Origin of the sequence: Pseudomonas sp. PDM28 (assembly GCF_019219115.1) — a bacterium.
Taxonomy (GTDB): domain Bacteria; phylum Pseudomonadota; class Gammaproteobacteria; order Pseudomonadales; family Pseudomonadaceae; genus Aquipseudomonas; species Aquipseudomonas laurylsulfatiphila.
Map to the genome: position 1 here is coordinate 1 of NZ_JAHUWG010000002.1, position 20,504 is coordinate 20,504.

General features: G+C 55.9%; 18 protein-coding genes. 7 read left to right on the forward strand and 11 right to left on the reverse strand.

What is annotated here, in order from left to right; all coding sequences use genetic code 11:
- From KW841_RS03390 to KW841_RS03415, 6 genes are all read right to left on the reverse strand, one after another.
- Window positions 1-730 (reverse strand): aldehyde dehydrogenase family protein (locus KW841_RS03390; protein WP_218473524.1); only part of this gene is annotated, 730 nt, incomplete at its 3' end.
- Between the two features lie 75 nt (window positions 731-805).
- Window positions 806-1,633 carry a phosphonoacetaldehyde hydrolase gene (phnX, locus tag KW841_RS03395; RefSeq protein ID WP_218473526.1) on the reverse strand — a complete coding sequence of 276 codons (828 nt, stop codon included), beginning with the start codon at window positions 1,631-1,633 and terminating at the stop codon, window positions 806-808.
- 39 nt (window positions 1,634-1,672) lie between these two features.
- The gene (locus KW841_RS03400) at window positions 1,673-3,013 is read right to left on the reverse strand and encodes an MFS transporter (RefSeq protein ID WP_218473528.1); all 1,341 of its coding nucleotides are present in this window, start codon (window positions 3,011-3,013) and stop codon (window positions 1,673-1,675) included.
- Window positions 3,014-3,285: 272 nt separating this feature from the next.
- Window positions 3,286-4,452: a 2-aminoethylphosphonate--pyruvate transaminase gene (locus tag KW841_RS03405; RefSeq protein ID WP_095966204.1), complete on the reverse strand. Its 1,167-nt coding sequence runs from the start codon at window positions 4,450-4,452 to the stop codon at window positions 3,286-3,288.
- Between the two features lie 253 nt (window positions 4,453-4,705).
- Entirely contained in the window at window positions 4,706-6,097 is a 1,392-nt protein-coding gene (locus KW841_RS03410; protein ID WP_218473530.1) for an FAD-dependent oxidoreductase, read from the reverse strand.
- Window positions 6,098-6,144: 47 nt separating this feature from the next.
- Window positions 6,145-6,495, reverse strand: coding sequence for a RidA family protein (locus tag KW841_RS03415; protein ID WP_218473532.1), 351 nt, complete (start codon window positions 6,493-6,495; stop codon window positions 6,145-6,147).
- A 123-nt stretch (window positions 6,496-6,618) separates the two neighbouring features.
- Between KW841_RS03415 and KW841_RS03420 the strand changes: the two genes are divergently transcribed.
- Window positions 6,619-7,494, forward strand: a complete 876-nt coding sequence (locus tag KW841_RS03420) for a LysR substrate-binding domain-containing protein (RefSeq protein ID WP_218473534.1) — start codon at window positions 6,619-6,621, stop codon at window positions 7,492-7,494.
- A gap of 182 nt (window positions 7,495-7,676) precedes the next feature.
- Window positions 7,677-9,578, forward strand: coding sequence for a potassium transporter Kup (locus tag KW841_RS03425; RefSeq protein WP_218473536.1), 1,902 nt, complete (start codon window positions 7,677-7,679; stop codon window positions 9,576-9,578).
- A gap of 329 nt (window positions 9,579-9,907) precedes the next feature.
- Here the strand turns inward: KW841_RS03425 and KW841_RS03430 are convergent, their stop codons facing one another.
- Window positions 9,908-10,513: a class I SAM-dependent methyltransferase gene (locus KW841_RS03430; RefSeq protein ID WP_218473539.1), complete on the reverse strand. Its 606-nt coding sequence runs from the start codon at window positions 10,511-10,513 to the stop codon at window positions 9,908-9,910.
- 856 nt (window positions 10,514-11,369) lie between these two features.
- Here KW841_RS03430 and KW841_RS03435 point away from each other — a divergent pair.
- On the forward strand, window positions 11,370-12,662 hold the full coding sequence (locus tag KW841_RS03435) for a site-specific integrase (protein ID WP_174553770.1): 1,293 nt from the start codon (window positions 11,370-11,372) through the stop codon (window positions 12,660-12,662).
- 524 nt (window positions 12,663-13,186) lie between these two features.
- On the opposite strand, the gene KW841_RS03440 is transcribed toward KW841_RS03435, so the two are convergent.
- Entirely contained in the window at window positions 13,187-13,468 is a 282-nt protein-coding gene (locus KW841_RS03440) for a helix-turn-helix domain-containing protein (protein ID WP_074876666.1), read from the reverse strand.
- 90 nt (window positions 13,469-13,558) lie between these two features.
- Here KW841_RS03440 and KW841_RS03445 point away from each other — a divergent pair, with 90 nt between their 5' ends.
- From KW841_RS03445 to KW841_RS03455, 4 genes are all read left to right on the forward strand, one after another.
- Window positions 13,559-13,993, forward strand: a complete 435-nt coding sequence (locus KW841_RS03445) for a hypothetical protein (protein WP_218473541.1) — start codon at window positions 13,559-13,561, stop codon at window positions 13,991-13,993.
- A 68-nt stretch (window positions 13,994-14,061) separates the two neighbouring features.
- A complete protein-coding gene (locus KW841_RS03450; RefSeq protein WP_222586637.1) occupies window positions 14,062-14,703 on the forward strand; it encodes a DUF6088 family protein in 642 nt (213 codons plus the stop codon).
- Between the two features lie 5 nt (window positions 14,704-14,708).
- Window positions 14,709-14,933, forward strand: a complete 225-nt coding sequence (locus KW841_RS29550) for a BPSL0761 family protein (protein WP_305729864.1) — start codon at window positions 14,709-14,711, stop codon at window positions 14,931-14,933.
- A 55-nt stretch (window positions 14,934-14,988) separates the two neighbouring features.
- Entirely contained in the window at window positions 14,989-15,486 is a 498-nt protein-coding gene (locus tag KW841_RS03455; protein ID WP_315903115.1) for an antitoxin Xre/MbcA/ParS toxin-binding domain-containing protein, read from the forward strand.
- Between the two features lie 165 nt (window positions 15,487-15,651).
- On the opposite strand, the gene KW841_RS03460 is transcribed toward KW841_RS03455, so the two are convergent.
- The 3 genes from KW841_RS03460 to KW841_RS03470 form a co-directional block, all read right to left on the reverse strand.
- Entirely contained in the window at window positions 15,652-16,464 is an 813-nt protein-coding gene (locus KW841_RS03460; protein WP_074876658.1) for an inositol monophosphatase family protein, read from the reverse strand.
- A 284-nt stretch (window positions 16,465-16,748) separates the two neighbouring features.
- Window positions 16,749-16,889, reverse strand: coding sequence for a hypothetical protein (locus KW841_RS03465; RefSeq protein ID WP_159439168.1), 141 nt, complete (start codon window positions 16,887-16,889; stop codon window positions 16,749-16,751).
- Window positions 16,890-17,389: 500 nt separating this feature from the next.
- The gene (locus KW841_RS03470; protein WP_074876656.1) at window positions 17,390-20,320 is read right to left on the reverse strand and encodes a DEAD/DEAH box helicase; all 2,931 of its coding nucleotides are present in this window, start codon (window positions 20,318-20,320) and stop codon (window positions 17,390-17,392) included.
- Window positions 20,321-20,504 lie beyond the last annotated feature (184 nt).

A 20,504-nucleotide genomic window follows, 5' to 3' on the forward strand; every position in this document is an offset into this window, starting at 1 on the left:
CCGGGGTCGAGCCGGTGAAAGCAATCTTGGCGATGCGTTTGCTGGTGGCCAGGGCTTCGCCGGCTTCTTTGCCGAAGCCTTGCACGATGTTCAGCACGCCCGGTGGCAGCAGGTCGCCGATCAGTTCGACCAGCACGGTGATGCCCAGCGGGGTTTGCTCGGCAGGCTTGAGCACCACGCAGTTGCCGGCAGCCAGGGCCGGGGCGAGTTTCCAGGCTGCCATCAGGATCGGGAAGTTCCACGGAATGATCTGGCCGACCACGCCCAACGGCTCATGGAAGTGATAGGCCGCGGTGTTTTCGTTGATTTCAGCTGAGCTGCCTTCCTGCGCGCGGATGCAACCGGCGTAGTAGCGGAAGTGGTCCACCGCCAGCGGGATGTCGGCGTTCAGCGTTTCACGCACGGCCTTACCGTTGTCCCAGGTTTCGGTGACGGCCAGCAGTTCGAGGTTCTGCTCGATGCGGTCGGCGATTTTCAGCAGCGCCAGGGAGCGGTCCTGCACCGAGGTTTTGCCCCAGGCATCGGCAGCTGCATGGGCCGCATCCAGGGCCTTGTCGATGTCTTCGGCCGTGGAGCGGGGGAATTCGGCAATCGGTTGGCCATTCACCGGCGAGGTGGTGGTGAAGTATTGACCTTTGACCGGTGCGACGAACTCGCCGCCGATGTAGTTGCCGTAGCGGGACTTGAAGGAAACGATGGCACCGGGAGTGCCTGGGTGGGCGTAGTTCATGATCGGGTTCTCTTGTTGTTTTGGGGTGTGACCGCCCACAGGACGGTCACTGTCAGGTGCGCAAGCCGTGCAGGGTCAGGAGTCCTGAGGGGTTTCGCCACGAGCCAGGCGTGCATTGATGTCTTCAATGACGGCCGGTAGATCGACGATGGTGTCGATCAGGTAGTGCGGGCGCGAACCTTCGAACATCCGGGTGATGCGGGCGCGCTCTTCGGCCAGCTTGTCCGAAGGCAAGTCCCTGAACTGGTCATAGGTCAGCCCCAGTGCGTTGCCGGAGCAGGTCAATGCGACCGTCCACATACCGGCACTGCGGCCTTCAAGGATGCCAGGCCAGGTGTCGTCGACCTTGACGCAGGCGGCCACATCGCTGATGCCCAGAGCGATCACGTTGGCCAGGGCCTGGGCCGGGTGCGGGCGGCCATTGGGTACTTCGTCAGTGGCCACGACGTGGTCGGCGACGTAGCCGTTCTTGCGTGCCAGCTCGACGACTTTCTCCATGACCACGGCCGGGTAACCCGAGCACGAACCGATTTTCAGACCCTTGTCGCGCAAGGCATCGATCGTATCCAGCGCACCTGGAATCAGCGCCGAGTGCAGGGCGATCTTCTCGATCTGCAAGGGCATGAAGCGCTCATAAAGGGCAGTGACATCGTCATCCGTCGGCAGGCGTCCGAAGGCTGCCTGATAACGTGCGGCGATCTGCGGCTCGTTGCACAACGTGCGGATGTGGTCCCACTTGCCCATGCCCATCGGACCCCGGGCTTCTGCCAGGGAGACCGCTACGCCAAACTCGGCGAAGGCTTCGACAAAAATCTGCGTGGGGGCAAAGGAACCGAAATCAACGACGGTGCCCGCCCAGTCCAGAACCACGGCTTGCAGTTGGGAAGGTTGTTTGTATTGCATGATGATTGCTCCAGGGAAAGGTGAGTGGGTAGTACGAATTCAAGGCGTGGTGCCGACAATGACCGGTTGTACCGGGGTCGATACCAGCAGCGGGTTTTCCAGTGTTTTCGGCCGGCTGTTCCAGAAGGGCACCAGCATCAGGCTGGCCAGGAGTGCGGCGCCGGTGAACACCAGGAACACGGTGATGGTGTCGAAGTAACCTGGCAGCAGGCCGCCAAGGACCGCACCGATCGAACCACAGCCGTTGACGAAGCCCGCGGCGGAGGCCGCCCCGTCCTTGCTGCCGAAGTCGATGGCCGCCGAGCCGCTGATCATCGAGTCCGGCCCGTAAAGCGTCAGGCCCATCATGAACAACAGGCCGACCACCATGTACAGGCTGCCGCTTTGCATGGCGGGAACGAACAGCCCAAGGCAGACAGTGAGGACCACCAGGCTGAGCACGCAGGCCGGTATGCGACGAGCGCCGAAGTATTTGTCCGATGCGATACCGATGAGGATGGGGCCTACCAGACCTGCCAGTTCAAACGAGGTGGGGACGATGGCGGACGCGACCTTGCCGATTTCGGGCATGCGTTCGTAGATGATCACCGGGCCCCACAGCAGGATGGCGTAGCGGGCGGGCTTGAGCATGAAATAGGCCAGGCCGAGAATCAGCACGGTGCGATTTTTCATCACGGTCCGAATGCCGGCCCACATGCTTTCGCGGGGAACCACGACGTTGCTGACCGGTTCGATCTCGATTTCGACAGCAGGCAGGCCTACGTCTTCCGGACGGTTGCGTTGCAGTAAATAGAACAACACCGCCACCACCAGCACGACAACGGCACTGCTGATGAACGCGATGCGCCAGTCGTGATAGGCCTGATAGGCCCACCAGCCGGCAAACGGCGTGGCCACCAGACCGCCAAAGGCGTACGAGGTGCTCCAGTAACCGAGGACGCGGCCACGCTCACTGGTACTGAAGAAACTCCCGACGTTCTTGCACAAGCCCGACCAACCGGTGGATTGGGCGAGACCCTGGACCAGCATGCAGGAGACGAAGATCGGTAGCGTGGCGTAGGTCCCCATCAGGAGCGCCGCCGCCGCCGAAATGACCAGGCCGCTGAGGACCACCACCCTTGGGCCGAAACGGTCGGAGAAGTTGCCCCACAGGAACTGGCCCACGGCATAGGCCGTCAGGTAGAGCGCATCGAGGTTGGCCATCACGGCCTTTTCGAGCATGAAGTTCGGGTCTTCGCCAATACCCAGCTTGGCGACTGAGAACGCTTTGCGGGTGAAGTAGAAGGCGGCATACGCCACCCAGGTAATCAGGAAAATCTGCACGCGCCAACGCTGGAGGGATTTCCAGCCGGTTGCGAGGGGGCTTGTCGTGTTGTTCATGGTGTACTGATCCCGTATGTGGTGCCAGACAGCGCAAATTGGTCGGTTTTTGTTTTTGTTTTCGGTGCACAAGTCTGTCCATTCGCACGACATCGATCGATGCACGTGCGAATGGCATCAGGCTTTGATTCATGAATTACGCGATCGCTGACTCCTGCCCGGCGCTGCCGAGCGGTACGTCATCGAATCCATGGTTTAAAAAAAGATCCCTGCCCAAAGGCGCTACCCATTGCACCTTCGCTCGAATCGGCAGAGACCTTTAAAGGGGTCGATCAGGCCGCGGGCTTGAGCATGTCCACATCCATGGCGACCAGGCTGTCCGCGATTGCGCGGAGCAACTGGTGGACGATGTATTCGTCGATCTGGCCGATGCAGCCGATGCGGAAACTCTCGGCAACGGTCAACTTGCCGGGGTAGATGATGAACTGCCGGGCCTTGAGTTCTTCGTAGAAGCGCGTGAAATCGAAGTTGGGATGTTCAGGGCTGAAGAACGTGGTGATGATCGGCGACAGCCAACGGTCTTCCAGCAGCGTCTTGAAACCCAGTTCACGCATGCCGGCAACCAGCACATCGCGGTTGCGGGTGTAGCGCGCCAACCGGCCGTGCACGCCACCTTCGTCGCTGTGCTGTTCCAGTGCCTTGTGGAACGCCACCACACTGTGGGTCGGTGGTGTGAAGCGCCATTGGCCGGTGCGTTCCATGTAGGCCCACTGTTCGAAGAGATCAAGGGACAGCGAGTTGGCGCGGCCTTTGGCGGCTTCCAGCACGGAACGGCGGATGATCACGAAACCGAAGCCCGGGATACCCTCGATACACTTGTTGGCGGAGGACACCACCACGTCGAAGGCTATTTCATTCACCGTCAGCGGCACTGCACCGAAGGAACTCATGGCATCGATGATCAGGCTCTTGCCGTGGGCCTTCACGACATCGGCGATTTCACGCAGCGGGTTGAGGATCCCGGAGCTGGTTTCGCAATGGACGACGAAGACGTTGGTGATGTCAGGGTTGGCCTTGAGCAGGGCGTCCACTTCTTCGGGCTGGGGCGGCAGGTAATCGCCCTTGTCCAGGGTAATGAACGCGCGACCGAGGTACTCCAGGGTCTTGGTGGCGCGCTGACCGTAGGCGCCGTTCATCAGCACCAGGGCCTTGCCGTCACGCGGGATGGCGGTGGCCAAGGCGGCCTCGACCGAGTAGCTGCCGCTGCCTTGCAGTGGCACGCAGGCGAAGCTGTCATCCTCTACGCCGGCCATGCTCAGCAGTTTCTGGCGAACTTCAGCGGTGACCTGATTGAAGGCACCGTCCCATGATCCCCAGTCGCGCAGCATGGCTTCCTTGGTGGCTTTGGAAGTGGTCAGCGGGCCTGGAGTCAGCAGGTAGGGTTCACCCAGAGCTGGGGTTGCCAGTGGCTGGGTAGTCGGGAATTCGGCTTTGGTCATGATCTTCTCCGGCGGTGTTGTTTTTGTGGGGAGTGATGCATGGGTTGATAAAAACATTTGGCAAGAAATAACTGAAATCGATTTATCACATGTCACAAACAAGCTGAGCTTATAACTGAGGTGGCACGTGGCCTGAGCCTGGAGGGTTCGTCAGCAGCAGGCATTCAAAGACAGCAGAAAAGACCCCGCGCGGTGCATGACCGGGCGGGGTTTTCTGTTCGTTAGCGTGAAATTTCGCTTCGGGGCGGTGCGCTTATCCCTTGTCCGCCTTGCCGGCGGCCGCGGCAAATTTCGCCAGGCGCACGTCAAGTCGACGGGGAGGTCGGTTGTGGTCTTCAGCATGCTCCTTGCGGCGAATGGCGTTACGCACCATCAATGAGCCCAGGTAGCGGACCGGCTCCGGCGGAAAATGCCCAAGCGGACCTTGCACCAGCGGCGAACGCGTCCAGGGGTTGTCCACCCCGAGCACCAGCGACGACAGGATCTGCCCACCCATATGGCACGGACCCACGCCGCTGCCGGAATAGCCGAAGCCATAGAAGACGTTGCCGCTCGCGCCCATGCAGCCGAAGAAAGGCAGGCCGGTGACCGAGCGATCGGAAGGGCCGTTCCAGGTGGCGGCGATACCAACGTCGGCAAAGTCCGGAAAGAACTCTGTCAACGTGTTGCGCAACAGCCCTGCGTAGGGCGATGGCTGGTCGAACACGGGCAGGATGCGACCGCCGTAGGCAAAGGTGTTGCCCCCTTTGCCGAGCATGATCCGGCCGTCCGGGGTGTTGTGGTAGTAGTGCACGAAAATCCGCGAGTCGAGCACGGTGACCCCGCTGGTCAGGCCGATCCGCTCGAGCAAGTCCGGTCGCGGCTCGGTGATGATCATGTCGCTGGAGACAATGGCCACCGAACGCGAGAACTGTGGAAAGGCGCGGGCCATCCAGGCGTTCATCGCCAGCACGACCCGGTCGCAGGTCACTTTGCCGTTCGGCGTATTGACGCTGGCGGGCATGCCTTCTTCCAGGCCGGTCATCGGCGTGCCCTCGTAAATCCGTACGCCCAGTTCCAGTGCCACCCGGCGCAGCCCACGGACCAGCTTGCCCGGTTGCACACTGGCAGCCGCCGGGGAGAACCAGCCCTCGATGTGCCGGGCCGAGCCGGCCATGCGTTGCACGTCAGGTAGCGCACATTTGGCAAAAGAGTTGATGCCATGGCGCTCCAGCGCCGCGATCACCCCGTCGGTCGAGCCGACCTGGGCACGGTTGGTCGCCGTATAGAGCGTGCCGTCGAGACGGTAATCGGCATCCACCGCGTACTTTTCGCAAAAGGTGCCGATGGCGTAGATGCTCTGCTCCGACTCCTTGACCAGGCGTATCGCCTCCTTGACGCCGAACAAGCGCTCCAGGGTGAAGTACTTGGCCGACCATGACAGCGCGCAGCCGCCATTGCGCCCACTGGCGCCGGCACCGCAGATGTCGGCTTCGACGATGACCACGTCCAGCTCGGGATTCTGTTCCTTGAGCATGATGGCGGTCCACAGACCGGTATAGCCGCCGCCGACGATGCAGACGTCGGCGCGGGTGTTCTGTTGCAGCGCAGGGCAGGGCGCAGCGGGTTGATTCTTCAGGGCCTGGTCCAGCCAGTAGGGGCGCATGGGGTCATCTCCGTTGGATCGGTTCGAGGGCAGGGTTGAGGGCACGATCAGCCGCAGGCAGCGACCACGATCATTTCGACGCGCCAACCGGGGTCGATCAGATCAGCCAGAGTGCAAGCGCGTGTGGGGGCATGGCCTTCAGGGAAAAACTCATCCCAGACCCGGTTCAGCCCTTCATAGTCTTCGCGATGGGCGAGCAGGATGCGCACCGAAAGCACCCGCTCGCGGTGGCTGCCGGCACTGAGCAAAAGTTGCTCGATAGCGGCCAACACCTCGCGGGTCTGCGCCTGGATATCACCCTGCAGGTCCGTGGCAACCTGGCCACCGATATAAAGATGGTTGTCGTAGCGAACCATGTCCGAACGGCGTTTTGTCGTAGCGAAACGTTCAATTTCCATAGGGCATTCCTGGAGGGATACGAGAGACGGCACTTGTGAAAATCATGCTTGCAGTTCACTGTTCATAAATAAAATCGATTTATCGTATGAACGAATAAGCTTAACCTATAGCAAGGTGCGCCAATGACGATTTCCCATACCCAACTCAAGGCATTTCACGCCGTCGCCATGAATGGCAGCTTCACCCGGGCGGCCGAGCAACTCTGCCTGTCGCAACCTGCGGTATCCGACCAGGTGCGCAAGCTCGAGGATTATTACGGGGTGATGGTGTTCTACCGCGACAAGCGCCTGGTGCGCCTGACGGAAGTGGGCGAGCGGCTGTTCGGCCTGACCCAGCGCCTGTTCGATATCAGTGTCGATGCCCACGACATGCTCACGGACTACCGCACCCTGTCGACCGGGACCCTGAACCTTGCCGTGGATGCGCCGGTGCACGTCCTGCCCTATGTCTCACGCTTCTGCAGCCGTTACCCCGGCATCGATGTGAAGGTCGAAACCGCCAATACCGATGAGGTCCTGCAGCGGTTATTCAGTCACCAGGCCGACATCGCTCTGCTGGGGCGCGACATCGAAGACGACCGCTTGATGTCGCTGCATCTGCGCAGCGATCCCATGCTCGCTTTCGTCGCCCAGGACCATCCCTGGGCGCAACGAGCGTCCATCTGCCTGGCCGACCTGCACGACACGCCCATGGTCCTGCGCGAGCAGGGCTCGGTCACGCGCTTATCCCTGGAGGAGGAGATGGCAGCGGCGGGCCTGCACATCCGCAAGGCCATCGAAGTGGAGGGGCGTGAAGCCGCACGCGAGGCGGTGGCGATCGGCATGGGCGTCGGGGTCGTCTCGGCCGCCGAGCTGGGCTCGGATTCACGGGTTCGCGGCTTGCCGATCGTTGACTGTCAGCGGCATTTCACCGAGACATTGGTGTGCCTGCGCGCACAAAGCTCGCGGCGTATCTTGACGACCTTTTTCGACATGGTTCGAGAAGGGCTGGGCGAGTGAGGTTTATCGTTCGATCGCGCCGTTTAATTTTTACGCTTTCTTTACGGTAGGCGGTTTTGCCCCCAACGATACTGGCCGCGTTTTTTCAGACCATCCATGCGTCTGCATTTCCAATGACGCTGGCACTGGATTGCCCAAGGATGGCGTGAACTGTCTCCCCCGCAATTTGAGAGAAGCGACCCTTGAGTGAAAATGTAACCGGCGTGCATGCAGATTCCCGATCCAAAACCTCAGGAGCGGGCTTGCTCGTCGCCGCCGTTGGTGTGGTCTACGGGGACATTGGCACCAGCCCCCTCTACACGCTGAAAGAAGTCTTTTCCGGCCACTACGGGGTTCAGGTCAATCACGACGGGGTGCTGGGCATTCTGTCGTTGATCTTCTGGTCGCTGATCTGGGTGGTCTCGATCAAATACGTGTTGTTCATCCTGCGTGCCAACAATCAGGGCGAAGGCGGCATCATGGCGTTGACGGCGTTAGCCCGCCGCGCGGCAGCACCTTATCCGCACATGAGTAAGGTACTGGTACTGCTCGGCCTGTTTGGTGCGGCACTTTTTTACGGGGACAGCATGATTACCCCCGCCATTTCGGTGCTCTCTGCGGTTGAAGGGCTACAGCTGGCGTTTGACGGGATCGAGCACTGGGTTGTGCCCCTATCAGTGATCGTACTGGTAGCGCTGTTCTTGATACAAAAACATGGCACGGCCCGAATCGGCATCCTGTTTGGTCCGGTCATGGTGCTGTGGTTCGTGGTGTTGGGCGCGCTGGGGATCTACGGGATTTTGCAGCGCCCGGAAGTTTTGCAGGCGCTCAACCCTGTTTGGGCCGTACGTTTCTTCGCGGTTCATCCGGGAATGGGTGTGGCGATTCTGGGGGCTGTCGTGCTGGCATTGACCGGTGCTGAAGCGCTGTATGCCGACATGGGCCACTTTGGTCGAAAGCCGATTTCCCGTGCGTGGTTCATGCTCGTACTGCCGGGTTTGGTGCTCAATTACTTTGGCCAGGGCGCGTTGATCCTGGGAGCCCCGGAGGCTGTACGTAACCCGTTCTATTTGCTGGCGCCTGATTGGGCACTGCTGCCAATGGTCGCGCTTTCCACACTGGCCACCATCATCGCTTCACAAGCGGTGATTTCCGGGGCTTTCTCACTGACTCGCCAGGCCATTCAGTTGGGTTACATTCCGCGCATGTTTATCCAGCACACCTCCAGTCAGGAGCAGGGGCAGATTTACATCGGCACGGTTAACTGGGCATTGATGGTCGGTGTTGTCCTGCTGGTCATCGGTTTCGAGTCGTCCAGTGCATTGGCCGCAGCCTATGGTGTCGCGGTGACGGGGACCATGCTGATCACCACGATCCTGTCTTCGGCAGTCGTCCTGCTCCTATGGAAAACGCCGCGCTGGCTGGCCATTCCCATGCTGCTCGGCTTCTTGCTCGTAGACAGTCTGTATTTCGCGGCCAATGCGCCGAAGATATTCCAGGGCGGTGCGTTCCCGGTGATCGCCGGGATTGGTCTGTTCATTTTGATGACGACCTGGAAGCGCGGCAGAAAGATTATTGTCGAGCGGCTGGATGAAACGGCGCTGCCACTGCCGCTGTTCATCAGCAGTATCCGTACGCAACCGCCCCATCGCGTACAAGGCACGGCGGTGTTTCTGACGGCCAGGACCGATGCTGTTCCTCATGCGCTGCTGCACAACCTGCTGCATAACCAGGTTTTGCATGAGCAAGTGGTATTGCTGACAGTAGTGTCTGAAGACAGCCCTCGCGTGAGTGCTGATCGGCGGTTCGAGGTTGAGGCCTATGGTGAAGGGTTCTTCCGGGTCAATCTGCACTTTGGTTTTATCGAGGAGCCTGATGTGCCCTTGGCGTTGAGTCTCTGTCATTTGACTGAACTGGACTTCAGTCCGATGCGAACGACCTATTTCCTCAGCCGGGAAACGGTGATCCCGACCAAGCGCATCGGTATGGCCCGTTGGCGAGAAAGCCTGTTCGCGTTTTTGCTGAAAAATGCCAATAGCAATCTGAAGTACTTCAAGTTGCCACTGAATCGGGTAATTGAACTGGGTACACAGGTAGAGATGTAAAGAGTCATCGGATGGCCTTTTGGGCCTGCGGTCCTTTCGCGTCAATCTGCCGGCACCGATGGATGCAGAACATCGGTGCCGGCCTCGAAACAGAGTGGAGTATTGCTGCTGGGCCGGAACTTTCCACCGGGGTTAATCACGATAAGCACTAGGCATTAGTCGTAATCGGATTAATCCATTTTTCGGGCCATGGAGGGTGAGGGGGGTGGTAGGAGAGTACTCGCGCTGGTCGAATACGATCAGACTCGCAATTATATAACTCAACTAAATGACTGTTTAGTTTAGTTATAAGAATTACTTATATAGCCGAGCAGGGCAAAGGGACGTTTCTAACCGAAAACAGCCAACCAGATCGTATGCCCACCACAAGTCGGATCTTCCGTTGTTTGCTCAACGACGCTAAAACCATGGGCATCGAGCAACGCAACATATTCATCGTGGTCCAGGCTGGCATGATAAAGCGTTTCACCCTCGAAGTTGCCCAACGCAATGCCATGGGCCGTTCCGCTGGTAAACATCAGCGCAGCACCAGGTTGGGCATGGGCCTGGAAAATCGGGAACATTCGACGCTGATCCTCAGGCGTCAGGTGAAAGAAACTGTCCCACGCCAGAATGCCAGCGAAACGCTGTCCAAGCGCCAATTGGCGCATGTCGGCAACATGCCAATCGTGCTGGGCAAAACGTTGCCGACACAAGGCGATCATCGCCATGGACGAATCAATGCCAGACACAGCGTGTCCCGCGCCGATCAAGTAACCAGCCATGGGTTCGGCACAGCCACAGCCAATGTCGAGGACATGACCAGCCGCAACCGGCATGGCCTGGCGAAAACGATCCAGCCAGGATTGTTCGACCAGACGCCGCGAGCGAACGCGATCCCATGTTTGAGCGTGACGTTCGTAGAGATCGATGATCTGATGGGCTGCTTCATGCATGAGGGAGAATCCTGAGGGGATGTGGTCGAGGGATGTGGCTGGGGGTTGAAATGTACCTTGGAGACGCCCTGTGTGGAATATCTATTAGTACGCATAATGTATATTATGTTAAATCACGTATCTGGAATCCCTACACAGCCTGTCCCTTTTGTAACTTTTGGGGTTGGCTTGTCAGCGACTATGGTTAGCCGGAATTTCCTCCTACGTCCTATCTATCTGTTTTAAAAAGAAAAAATTTTTCTGCATAGGTCGTGATTCCCTAACCAGGGCTTGTTCTCCGGAAACGGCCCCATAAATTTCTCGGGTTTAGACACAACTGATGCAACTCTGGTTGACCAAATACGTTTTTCCGGCTGATTTCCGTCGTTTTTCCGGCGATTTAGACTTATGCATTTCAGTGCCTATTCCCCTGGAACCCTTTAGGTGCGCTCCTTTCAATAATTTCCCCCAGTATGAACACGCCTTCTAAAAAATATCGATGGTTTGCATCTTTCCGGTCGATGACTACATCAAATCAGACAATAGCTGAGGTTCATTCCGTTGTCTGACTGCTCATAATCTTACATCCCAGCGTCACGATTGATGTCCGAGGAATCGTTGAACCTGTTTTGCCGACGGTTTCCGCACTCGAAGTGAGGATGCCTCCGGATAGGTGTTAAAATCTCTGATGTGCGCAGAACATTGAATTTGTCGTCAGCTTCTACTTACCTTCATCGTGGACATGGTGTGCGTCATACCCGAGGCGGAGAGAAGGATTAGGTGTGGTGTAATATCCGATAACTGTCAGACCCGGATATTGCATAACTCCGCTTAGCCGTCCAAGCTAATGCCATTCCAGTACCGTATTGGTCCATTCATGTCACGCATCCCTCAACCGCTGTTTGATACCTTCGAGTGCTTCCACGAGCTCAACTTTCTCCAACTTAATAATGAGCGTGCAGCCGTCCAGCAATATCTCAAGAGTTTCGAGGATAATTGTCACGCCGTTGACAGCTACTTGGTCGTGCGGAGTTTTTTGAAATCGTACGCCGGCAACCAGTCCACCTTCAATTCTTTCAGGACACATGTCGAGCGCCTGTTGCTCTGGTCGCTGATTGTGGCGCGGAAACCGCTGTTGGAGCTTCGCCGCACTGATGCGGAGCAATTTATGGAGTTTTGTCTTAACCCGCCGGCGGACTGGGTTGGTCCTGTAGTCAAGTCCAGGTTCAAGCGCGTCGGCGGCCGGAAGCGTTTTGAGTCAGATGAGTACGTCGTGAATTCTGATTGGAGGCCTTTCTGTTACACCGTTTCAAAACGGGAACGCAAGCTTGGGAATGAGGCGATCAGTGAACTCTCCTCACGTCCTTACCATATGGCCCAAGGCTCGGTGGCTCAGGTCTTCGCTGTCTGCGGTAGTTTCTTTCAACACGCGATGGATGAAGGCCTTACAGAGGCTAATCCGTTCCGGGCCATCAAACAGAAGTCGATTTACAAACAGCGGAACATACAGGACGTCGCGTCCCGATCGCTCACTGAGCTTCAGTGGAGTTTTGTAATCGACACGGCAGAACAGATGGCTGACGAAGACGCTCGCCACGAGCGCACGCTGTTTGTGCTGGCCACGCTGTTCGCAATGTACCTCCGAGTGTCTGATCTGGTCGGCCGTGATAACTGGCGGCCGACTATGGGAGACATTCGACGAGACACGACGGGTAACTGGTGGTTTCACGTCGTCGGCAAAGGCAACAAAGGGGCCAAGATCAGTGTCCGGGACGAGTATATCCAGGAGTATCTAGTGCGTTATCGCCGATCATTGGAACTGTCTCCTCTTCCCTCACCACAAGAAAAAACACCGTTGATTGCGACGCTCAAAGGACGCGGCGGACTGTCGGATCGACACATACGATCGCTTCTTCAAACGGTGTTTGATCGGGCACTGCAACGTATGCAGTGTGAAGGTTGGAGTGAGGATGAAATCGACCAGCTTCGCTCAGCGTCTCTGCACTGGCTTCGCCATACCGCGGCTACGTTTGACGCGCCACTTCGTGACATGAAAGACCTACAAGCGGATTTGCGTCATAACAGCCTTAGCACCACACAAAATACTTACTACAACAGCCTTGATGAGCAAAGAGCTCGCTCAGTCAAAGAGCTCAAAATGCGCAGATAGCCTAAAGGCTTTTTTGTTCATGAGCTCATCCCTGCCCTGCTCCTTCGATTTGGATTCGGCACCGGCGCATTACAGGTTCAGCGTTGCCTCTGAAATTCCGGTTTATCGGGCTTGTGACTTCATGAATTTGAAACTTTTCCATCAGAAATGCCGGTAACGCTCCCCTTATGAAAGGTAAATTTGAAACTGTCGTGCAAAGAAATCTGCAAATCTGAAACTTTTCGCAATTTGTACGAGCTCCAGCTCTCGGGTCAGAGCGTGCGAAACTTGATCCCGCAGCACCCTTACGAACGTTGTATGAGTTGATGCGCCTCGGCTGATTGCGTGCAACGCGACTGGCTGTTGGTCCGGCGCATTTCAGCTTTACGCCTGCATCCGCAAAATCCAGATTATCGAGGCAATGCGTCTTTCGTTGCGATGAGTCGCTTAACACCTTCTAGCTTCCCATCACGAACAAATTGACCTTTTCTTTTTCTTGCTTCACCAAAATTAGGTGAGCCACTGAGCCTTTGATCAATGGCTTTTCAAGAGTCGATGGCTTCCAGATCCTTTCGCACTTGAGCTAGAAACGCTTTGAGATCCGTGATGTTTTCCTTTCGCATATAGCACGCCGTTACCAGGCTGACGGGATGAACTCCCAAAACGCTGCACAACTCCTCGAGCTTTACAAGCGTCGGGCTGGTCCCTCCACGCTCAAGCAAACTGACATTTGTGCGGCTGCTTACCAACGAAAAATGCTCCTGAGTCAGGCCTTTCCGAAGGCGAGCCTGTCGGAGCGTCGCCCCAAATGCTTCTTTCAGTTCCATTTTGCTTCTCACAAAAGGAACGATAAGGCGACATTGCGCAATATATGACTACAACATATATTGTTCATTCGAGATGCTGAGGTACCAGCGATGAACACGGATCATGAAGGGCCGACTATTATTTCCAGCCTTTTCAATGCTGATTTTCTGGGGCGTCCGTTCATGCGGCAGACGGTAATGATCCCTTGGTTTTACCTTGAAGCACACGTTCGATATGGTAAGGAATTCGTTGGGGAAATGCTCATGGTGTCCTCATTTGAGGCACTGAAAGACATTCTCAAGGTCCAACATGAGTCATTTCGGGTGCGATCCATTCAGTACGTCACCCCTGGTTTCGTAAATGAAACCGGTCATTGGAAAATGGAGCCGCTCCTTGAGGCAAGTGAGGCGATTAATCCACAGGGGGAACGGGTTCCGCTGTTCAAGGTTTCTGATCGCACCTACACGCACTTGGGGGTGAACACCGAGGTGAACCTAAAAAGCGTTAGGGTTCTATTCCCAGCAGTCAAAAAAAAGCGCGACTGACATCGACCATAAGGCTGCTATGCCTAAATCGTCGCAGCACCGCCTCAAACGCTCAAGACTGGTGTGTCATGTCTGTTACCGCCAATATCGTCAAACGCCTCAAGTACACCCCGAAAGCGCAGCCTTTCAGTATCAATCGCTTTGCTAATTTAGGTTCGCCAGGGGCTGTGGCCAAAGCCTTATCTCGCCTTGCTGCATCAGGTGAGCTGGAGCGACTGAGTCGTGGTATTTACATGCGACCAAAGCTGAGCCACTTCACTGGTTATGTGCGACCAAGTACTAAGTCAGTCCTAGGAGCAATCGCTAGTCATAATCGTGAAATTATTCAGGTACATGGTGCAGAGGCTGTCAGGTATTTCGGATTGAGCACTCAGATGCAGATCAGACCGGTTTATTATACGAGTGGCGCTAGCCGCGAGGTGAAAGTTGGGGCGAAGCGCATACGTTTGCTCCACGTTGCCTCTCAAAAACTACAGCATGCTGGCACGATCGTCGGATTAGCGCTTTGCGCCCTCTTCTACTTAGGCAAAAATGGCGTGAGCGATACGGTCATAGCTAGTATCAAAGCTAAAATGGCTCCGTCTGAATTCAAGAAAATCGCGGACTGTGAGATTCCTACCTGGATGCAGGCCGCACTTCGTCATGCTATTTCATGGCCAACTCAGCAGGCTGTAGCGGAGCGTCGCATCCGTCCTCATGGAGATGAATAATGACGATGCCAGACGAGCGTTCCCGCGCGGTGGTGCAGACTCGCGAATTTTTAGTTGAGCTATGCCGAGATAATTCGCTTCCAGATCGGGTAAGACGTGATGCCAAGTTTTTGTTACGGCACTTTCCAACTCGAGATGACGTGGCTTTGGCGGGACGAATAGAGGAACATAGCGACACTTTGCCTTTCGGAGCTTCGGGGCCCGTATTCAGCTCTACAATTGCGCGATGATTTTTTGGTGACGGTTCGCCGCCCCCTTCCCGGAAGGCTCCATCCAGGTTTCCCGTTGCTCATCCATACTGAAACAATGAATACCCCAACGACCGCTCGGCGTCAGCTAAACAAGAAAGGCGAATTGCGTGATGCCGCTATCGCCGCATTCTCGGATTTCAGCGCCAATCGCGTTTTACTGAAGGACTCAGAGCGATTGCTCCAGATCAAAGCAGGGTTTTCCGCTGAGCTTTTCCAGGTGGTTTGCATAGCTTTTGACCTCCAGGGGCATAGCTTAGAGATACTCCTCAACACGTCAATCTCCACGTTCAAGCGACGTAGCCGTGAGCAAAAGCCCCTCAACTCCGTCGCTTCAGAACGGCTAGATCGTGTTGCCGTGGTCTGCCATTTGGCTGAACAGGTGTTCCAAAATAGAAATATGGCCGCGTGCTGGATGTCGAAGCCAAACAAAGCCCTCGGCGGAGATACGCCAGTACTGCTCTGTGGCACTGAGATTGGAGGCAAGCAGGTTCGTCGGGTACTTCAAGCGCTGGAATGGGGAGGTCCTGCCTAGATTCAAAATTCGGAGCGTAAGCGTTCCGCTAATCGACGCCTGGGTTTTAGGAGATTTCATTAGAGAGGTTTTCGGTTGGGCTCTTGCGGGCTGTGTACAGTTGAATCGGTCAAATACAAACGATACCAGTTGCTCGAATAAGTTGGGCAGCGGGTTGGTTGGGTATTAAGTGAAAATAAGATCCCATTCACGAGCCAGCAAGACCCGGCACGCGGCCACTGAACCACCGAAGCACCGTTGTGAAACCGTTTGCATATTGGCTTCGGTAACGTAGGTAATCACTTCGCCTCGCTCATCAAATAAAACGCCGCCCGCTCCTATCAAGAGTGCGTGGCCCGCGACAACGTCATGTGCTGAAACCGGATAAAGAGAGACGCCACAGACCCCCTCCCCGGCGGCGACTTTGGCGAGCCTGTAGGCAATGGATGGCATTGCTACAAAAGTGCTGGGGCTGCAGAGCTCGCTATTAAGTTCAGGCTTATTGATTGCGGCGGCACTGACCATCACGAACTCGTCGCTCGACAGCGTTTTGGTCGTAAGCCGTGACGTGACCGACTGTCCATTGCGGTTCACCTCGGCCATCCCTTCTGCCCAAGCAATGCAATCAGGCGTTCCCTCAACGGTGACGGGGGCATACACAACACCTAATACCGGCGACTGTTTGTGCAATAGACCGATGGAAAGGGATGAGCCTTTGAGCCCCTTGAGAAAATCTGCGGTCCCGTCGTTCGGGTCAACTACCCAGCACCACGGATGGCCGGTCAGAAGATGTCCGGTCTCTTCTCCCCAGAAGTCGCAAGGAAGCAGCTTCAGTAGATGCTGATGTAAGAACTGTTCGATTTCTTCGTCTACGGCGGCCTTGTCACCTTGACCCCGAGGTCCGTCAACTCTCGCCCACTCGGCAATTAGTAGTTGCCCGGCACGAATAACGACCTCAAGGGTCTGACTGAGCAGTTTTTCAAGGTTTGGGGTTCGCACGAAATGGGACGCCCTATGGTTGGGTGAGGTAATGCAGTGGTCTCGACTATAAGGCGACGCGAATTGCCCCTTAGTCGTCTAATAAACTGTCAGCCAAACTGGAAACATCGCTTTTCAAAATCTGTGTTTACCCTTCTGCCTCTTCCCGCAGGATTCGATGGACTTCGCACTCAATCTACGCCCGCAATGACTGTTGATGGTTGATAAACCTACGCGCTGTGAAGGGATTTCGCTGCCATTAAGACGCTGTCCGTTTTGGGTTAAGGATTGGCGAGTCAGGTTTTTCAATCTGTACGCCCTGTTGCTTCGACCTGTACTAGCAGAAAAGCCGCTTTTCCTTTCTGGGTGATGACGAACGTCTGCCCCTGCGCAACCAGCACCAGCATACGGCGGCGAGCTTGGCTTTTGCTGTAAGTGGTGCGCATGGCCGATCCCCTGACCAGATTTTAGACAGAGTAGCCTGTTATTCCATTCTGCTACCTCAGCGCACTGACGGCGCCACCCAACACATGGGGGGTGACACAGCGCTCGCAGGCCGATTACACCTGGATTTCCAGGCGCTATCGAGATAAATCTGTAGTTGTGCGTAGAATCCTAGGAACTCGCTCAATGAAATGTTTGGTGGCAAGCGGGTTATCGCGTAGGCGGTTGGACAACTAGCAATGAATTCGGATGATCGTTTCAGATAGATCAAATCACCGCTGGTTGAGGGAGGACTTTTCCAATCTGCTGATATCTGGGCAACTGCTCTGACTCGACCACTCATTTGCAATCGACCTGACCAGCCATTTGGATCTGACTTGACCCACACGCTTAGCCAACATGAACGGCAGTGAACGGCCAGAAGCTGACGGTCGCTTATCGGAACCGCAGATCACAGCATGACATCAGCGGAATCATCTGCAATTCCGCTGGTGCAATTTAATTAAGGGCTGACAATGACCTTGATGTCCGAGCCCGAGATACTCTTGATGTATGAGTAGCTCGTTCCCAAGACGGCCAACTGTTCCTTCGACACCTTCTTCGCTGATATTGCGGGTTGGACGATCACAAATTTGAAGATCAGCTCATGGTCGTGGCATTTGTTGCGCAGTATCTCCAACTGCTGAGGCGTGCCCTTCAGGATTCTGTCGAAGTCCTTCAGCAGTGATTGCTGATAACGATCCATCAGTCGGTTGAAGAACTTATCGTCCGTGTACAGCCATTTCACCGATCTCGACGCCTGACCGCATACTTCATATACGTCGGCGACGCGGGCCCCGGGGGCGTCCGTCACGGGGCAGAATTTGCAATGGTAAAGGTCGACGTAAATGGCGTCCTTGTTTTCCCGAATTGCCACGAGATCAGCAATTTCGCCTTTGCCGTCATCGTTGAAGACTATGGAGTAGTCATCAGCGATCTTGTCAAAGGTGAAGCCTTGTACTGAGTCCTTACGTCGGTCTGCACGCATGGACTCTTGATGGATTTTCGTCGTTCCCCAATCCCAAGGCTCGAGCAAACCGGCAGGCAATTTTACATCCATGCTGTTGAGCGAGTACTGACGGTAGTTGCCTTGCACCATGGAACCGTCGACCTTGAGCAAAACAAGCGGCTCTGCATCCAGGTAGGAGTCCAGTGGCATTTCGTGGGGGTAAAGGATCTTCACACCTGGGCAGGAGGTCTTGTATCCGTCCTCCAACAACTTGATGGCGATGGTAGTGAGGCGACGTTCTTCGCCTTCGTTACCCACGACAAGGACGGGGATCTCCAGCGTCCGCACTCCACTGTACTCAGGCTTACCAAGCTCGACGTCGAGAAGGTTGAAAGTCTCTCCCTGAAAATATAGCGAGATCCTTTGCTCGTTTTCGATCGCGATCGACACAGGCCAGTCGGCGTAGAACAGGCCTTCTGGCCATCTGTCCTTGATTTGGTCAACGCGCATGACATTTTTGAGTACGTCAGCAGGGTCGATGGTGTTGTCGTTGAGTTTGACTGACATGCGCTTGCACCACTCGACCCAGTAGTTGATTGGAGAGGAGTTCATCTCCCAAATCTTGCCCTTGTGCGAGCAGCCCACAGTGGTTCGTTCTCCATCCTCAAAACCGGTGGCGAAGATGTTGGACTTTGTCGCATTACCTTTCTCGATGTCGCTAATCACCTGGTTGATATCGCGCCCCACGTGCATCGTGAATCGCAGGTCTTTCCGGGCGCGGGACAGGCCAACGTTCTGCAGCTTCATCAGCTTGATGTCGTGGAGCGCACGGAAGGTCGGCTCACCATTGATGCGACGAGGGTCTTTGGCTACCAAGTTGAGAAAGCGAGTTGCCTGGGTATCGTCACCTGAGGTGTGAATGAACAGGGTTTTCTGCGCCTTGTTATAGAAAGCAATGTACAGATTCCAATTGGTATCGACGATTTCTTCGGTCTGAGCCCACCCAACCATAGTCTCTCGCCGAGTCACGGCAATGACGGTATCGGCCTGATCATTGATCGAGATGTACTGCAGTGTTTCCCTGCGTCCATCCAGACCCTGCGCACGCTGTGGTGTCCAGTCTTTAGAGGAGACGTGATACGCCACGGCGCTGATCTTGGGGTTCGGGTTCAGCCCAAAAATCACTTGGGCATCGTCACCGTCAGCAAACTGCTCGTTGAAGTCCGCCCTCTCAATTTCCCGACCTACCTTTTGCTCGCTCACGTTGCGAATGACTGCACCCCAGTCAGCACTCTCCTTGTAGAGTTCTGCCATCTGGTGGTCGGTTTTCTGATTAGCGATGTTCGCCACGAACTTGGCATCACCAAGGGCGGCATCAACCCTCGTCAACCGACCAATGAACTGGAGCGTCACCGCGGGGCTTTGATGTTGATCATGAATTGCGGCGATTTTGAGCTCAGGCAGATCGAAGCCTTCCCCAAGCATGTCGACGCAGACGATGATCCGGTGCTTCTTCTCGACGATCTCCGCCATCACTCTGGCTTGGTTCGGCACCTTGCTGTGAATCAGGACTGGCGTTAGGTCGACGTGCTGCTTATAAATCTCAAACAGGTCTGTCGCCCGCTTGTGCGACTTGGCTCGCACCATCATCAAATGGTTGTACCCATCCTTGAGGTCAGCCCGGAGCAGCTCAACCGCCTTGTCTGCGATGGCCTGGTCAGACAGCTTGAGGTTGTATTCTCGTACCGGATGGAACTCGATGCCTTTGAAATAGCCATCAAGCTGCGCATCCCTGAGCGGGTAGTTGTAGATGATCTTGCCGGCCAGAGCCAGACCATCCTCCCGGAATGGCGTCGCTGTGAACTGAATACAAGGTTTGCCGCTGAAGGCGGTTTTGATTCGGTTCCAGCTCGCTGCCACCACATGGTGAGCCTCATCGATCATCAGGTGGCTGCACGTGTTCACCAGCGCCCCCAAGGCAGCGTCTTCAAATAGCAATAGGGCCTGGGGGGTGGCCACAATGATGTTGGCAGTAGCTAATTCTGCAACCTGTGCCTGAGACAGCTTCGAATCGATGGCTGCAACAATGGGGTTGCGCGCTATGTCCGATACCGCCCCCACGGTGCGGAGTGTCTTCATCTCCGTGCACTTGCCCACCAACTGTGTTCTGAGGGCATCCGAGGGAACCAGGATCAAGGTTCTGGCCATCCTCGCAGCGATGATTAGTGCGAGCATGGTGTCAGTCTTCCCTGTACCGGTCGGCATTACCACCGTGGCGGTCGAAGAAGGATCAATCACCAGGTGCCCCAAGGTGGCGTAAAGCGCAGCCAGTTGCGGCTTGCGCAGCCCGGGTGCGTTCGTCTTGGGATCGTCGATACTGAAATTGAAGAGATGGTTTTGCCAGCTCTGGTACACATCCAAATGCGTTATGACTACATCGTCCATGGCGAATACCTAGAGGCAGAAAAACTTCTTGGGAAAAGATGGCTATATGGTAGCACGCCCCTATTTTTTCCATGACCTTAACCATTAGAGATATGGACAAAACGAGTCGAGCCCCACGCGGGATGGCCGAACTGTCGTGCCCGCTTTTGCCGTAAGCAGCCTCGCGCCGGAGGTTGTCAGGCAC

What these genes read in the sequence shown, in the direction of transcription:
- KW841_RS29550 (WP_305729864.1), top strand. Translation starts at nt 14,709, where the DNA reads ATGCCAGACGAGCGTTCCCGCGCGGTGGTGCAGACTCGCGAATTTTTA.
- KW841_RS03465 (WP_159439168.1), bottom strand. Translation starts at nt 16,889, where the DNA reads ATGCGCACCACTTACAGCAAAAGCCAAGCTCGCCGCCGTATGCTGGTG.
- KW841_RS03400 (WP_218473528.1), bottom strand. Translation starts at nt 3,013, where the DNA reads ATGAACAACACGACAAGCCCCCTCGCAACCGGCTGGAAATCCCTCCAG.
- KW841_RS03450 (WP_222586637.1), top strand. Translation starts at nt 14,062, where the DNA reads ATGTCTGTTACCGCCAATATCGTCAAACGCCTCAAGTACACCCCGAAA.
- KW841_RS03405 (WP_095966204.1), bottom strand. Translation starts at nt 4,452, where the DNA reads ATGACCAAAGCCGAATTCCCGACTACCCAGCCACTGGCAACCCCAGCT.
- KW841_RS03410 (WP_218473530.1), bottom strand. Translation starts at nt 6,097, where the DNA reads ATGCGCCCCTACTGGCTGGACCAGGCCCTGAAGAATCAACCCGCTGCG.
- phnX (WP_218473526.1), bottom strand. Translation starts at nt 1,633, where the DNA reads ATGCAATACAAACAACCTTCCCAACTGCAAGCCGTGGTTCTGGACTGG.
- KW841_RS03470 (WP_074876656.1), bottom strand. Translation starts at nt 20,320, where the DNA reads ATGGACGATGTAGTCATAACGCATTTGGATGTGTACCAGAGCTGGCAA.
- KW841_RS03445 (WP_218473541.1), top strand. Translation starts at nt 13,559, where the DNA reads ATGAACACGGATCATGAAGGGCCGACTATTATTTCCAGCCTTTTCAAT.
- KW841_RS03430 (WP_218473539.1), bottom strand. Translation starts at nt 10,513, where the DNA reads ATGCATGAAGCAGCCCATCAGATCATCGATCTCTACGAACGTCACGCT.
- KW841_RS03420 (WP_218473534.1), top strand. Translation starts at nt 6,619, where the DNA reads ATGACGATTTCCCATACCCAACTCAAGGCATTTCACGCCGTCGCCATG.
- KW841_RS03415 (WP_218473532.1), bottom strand. Translation starts at nt 6,495, where the DNA reads ATGGAAATTGAACGTTTCGCTACGACAAAACGCCGTTCGGACATGGTT.
- KW841_RS03440 (WP_074876666.1), bottom strand. Translation starts at nt 13,468, where the DNA reads ATGGAACTGAAAGAAGCATTTGGGGCGACGCTCCGACAGGCTCGCCTT.
- KW841_RS03435 (WP_174553770.1), top strand. Translation starts at nt 11,370, where the DNA reads ATGTCACGCATCCCTCAACCGCTGTTTGATACCTTCGAGTGCTTCCAC.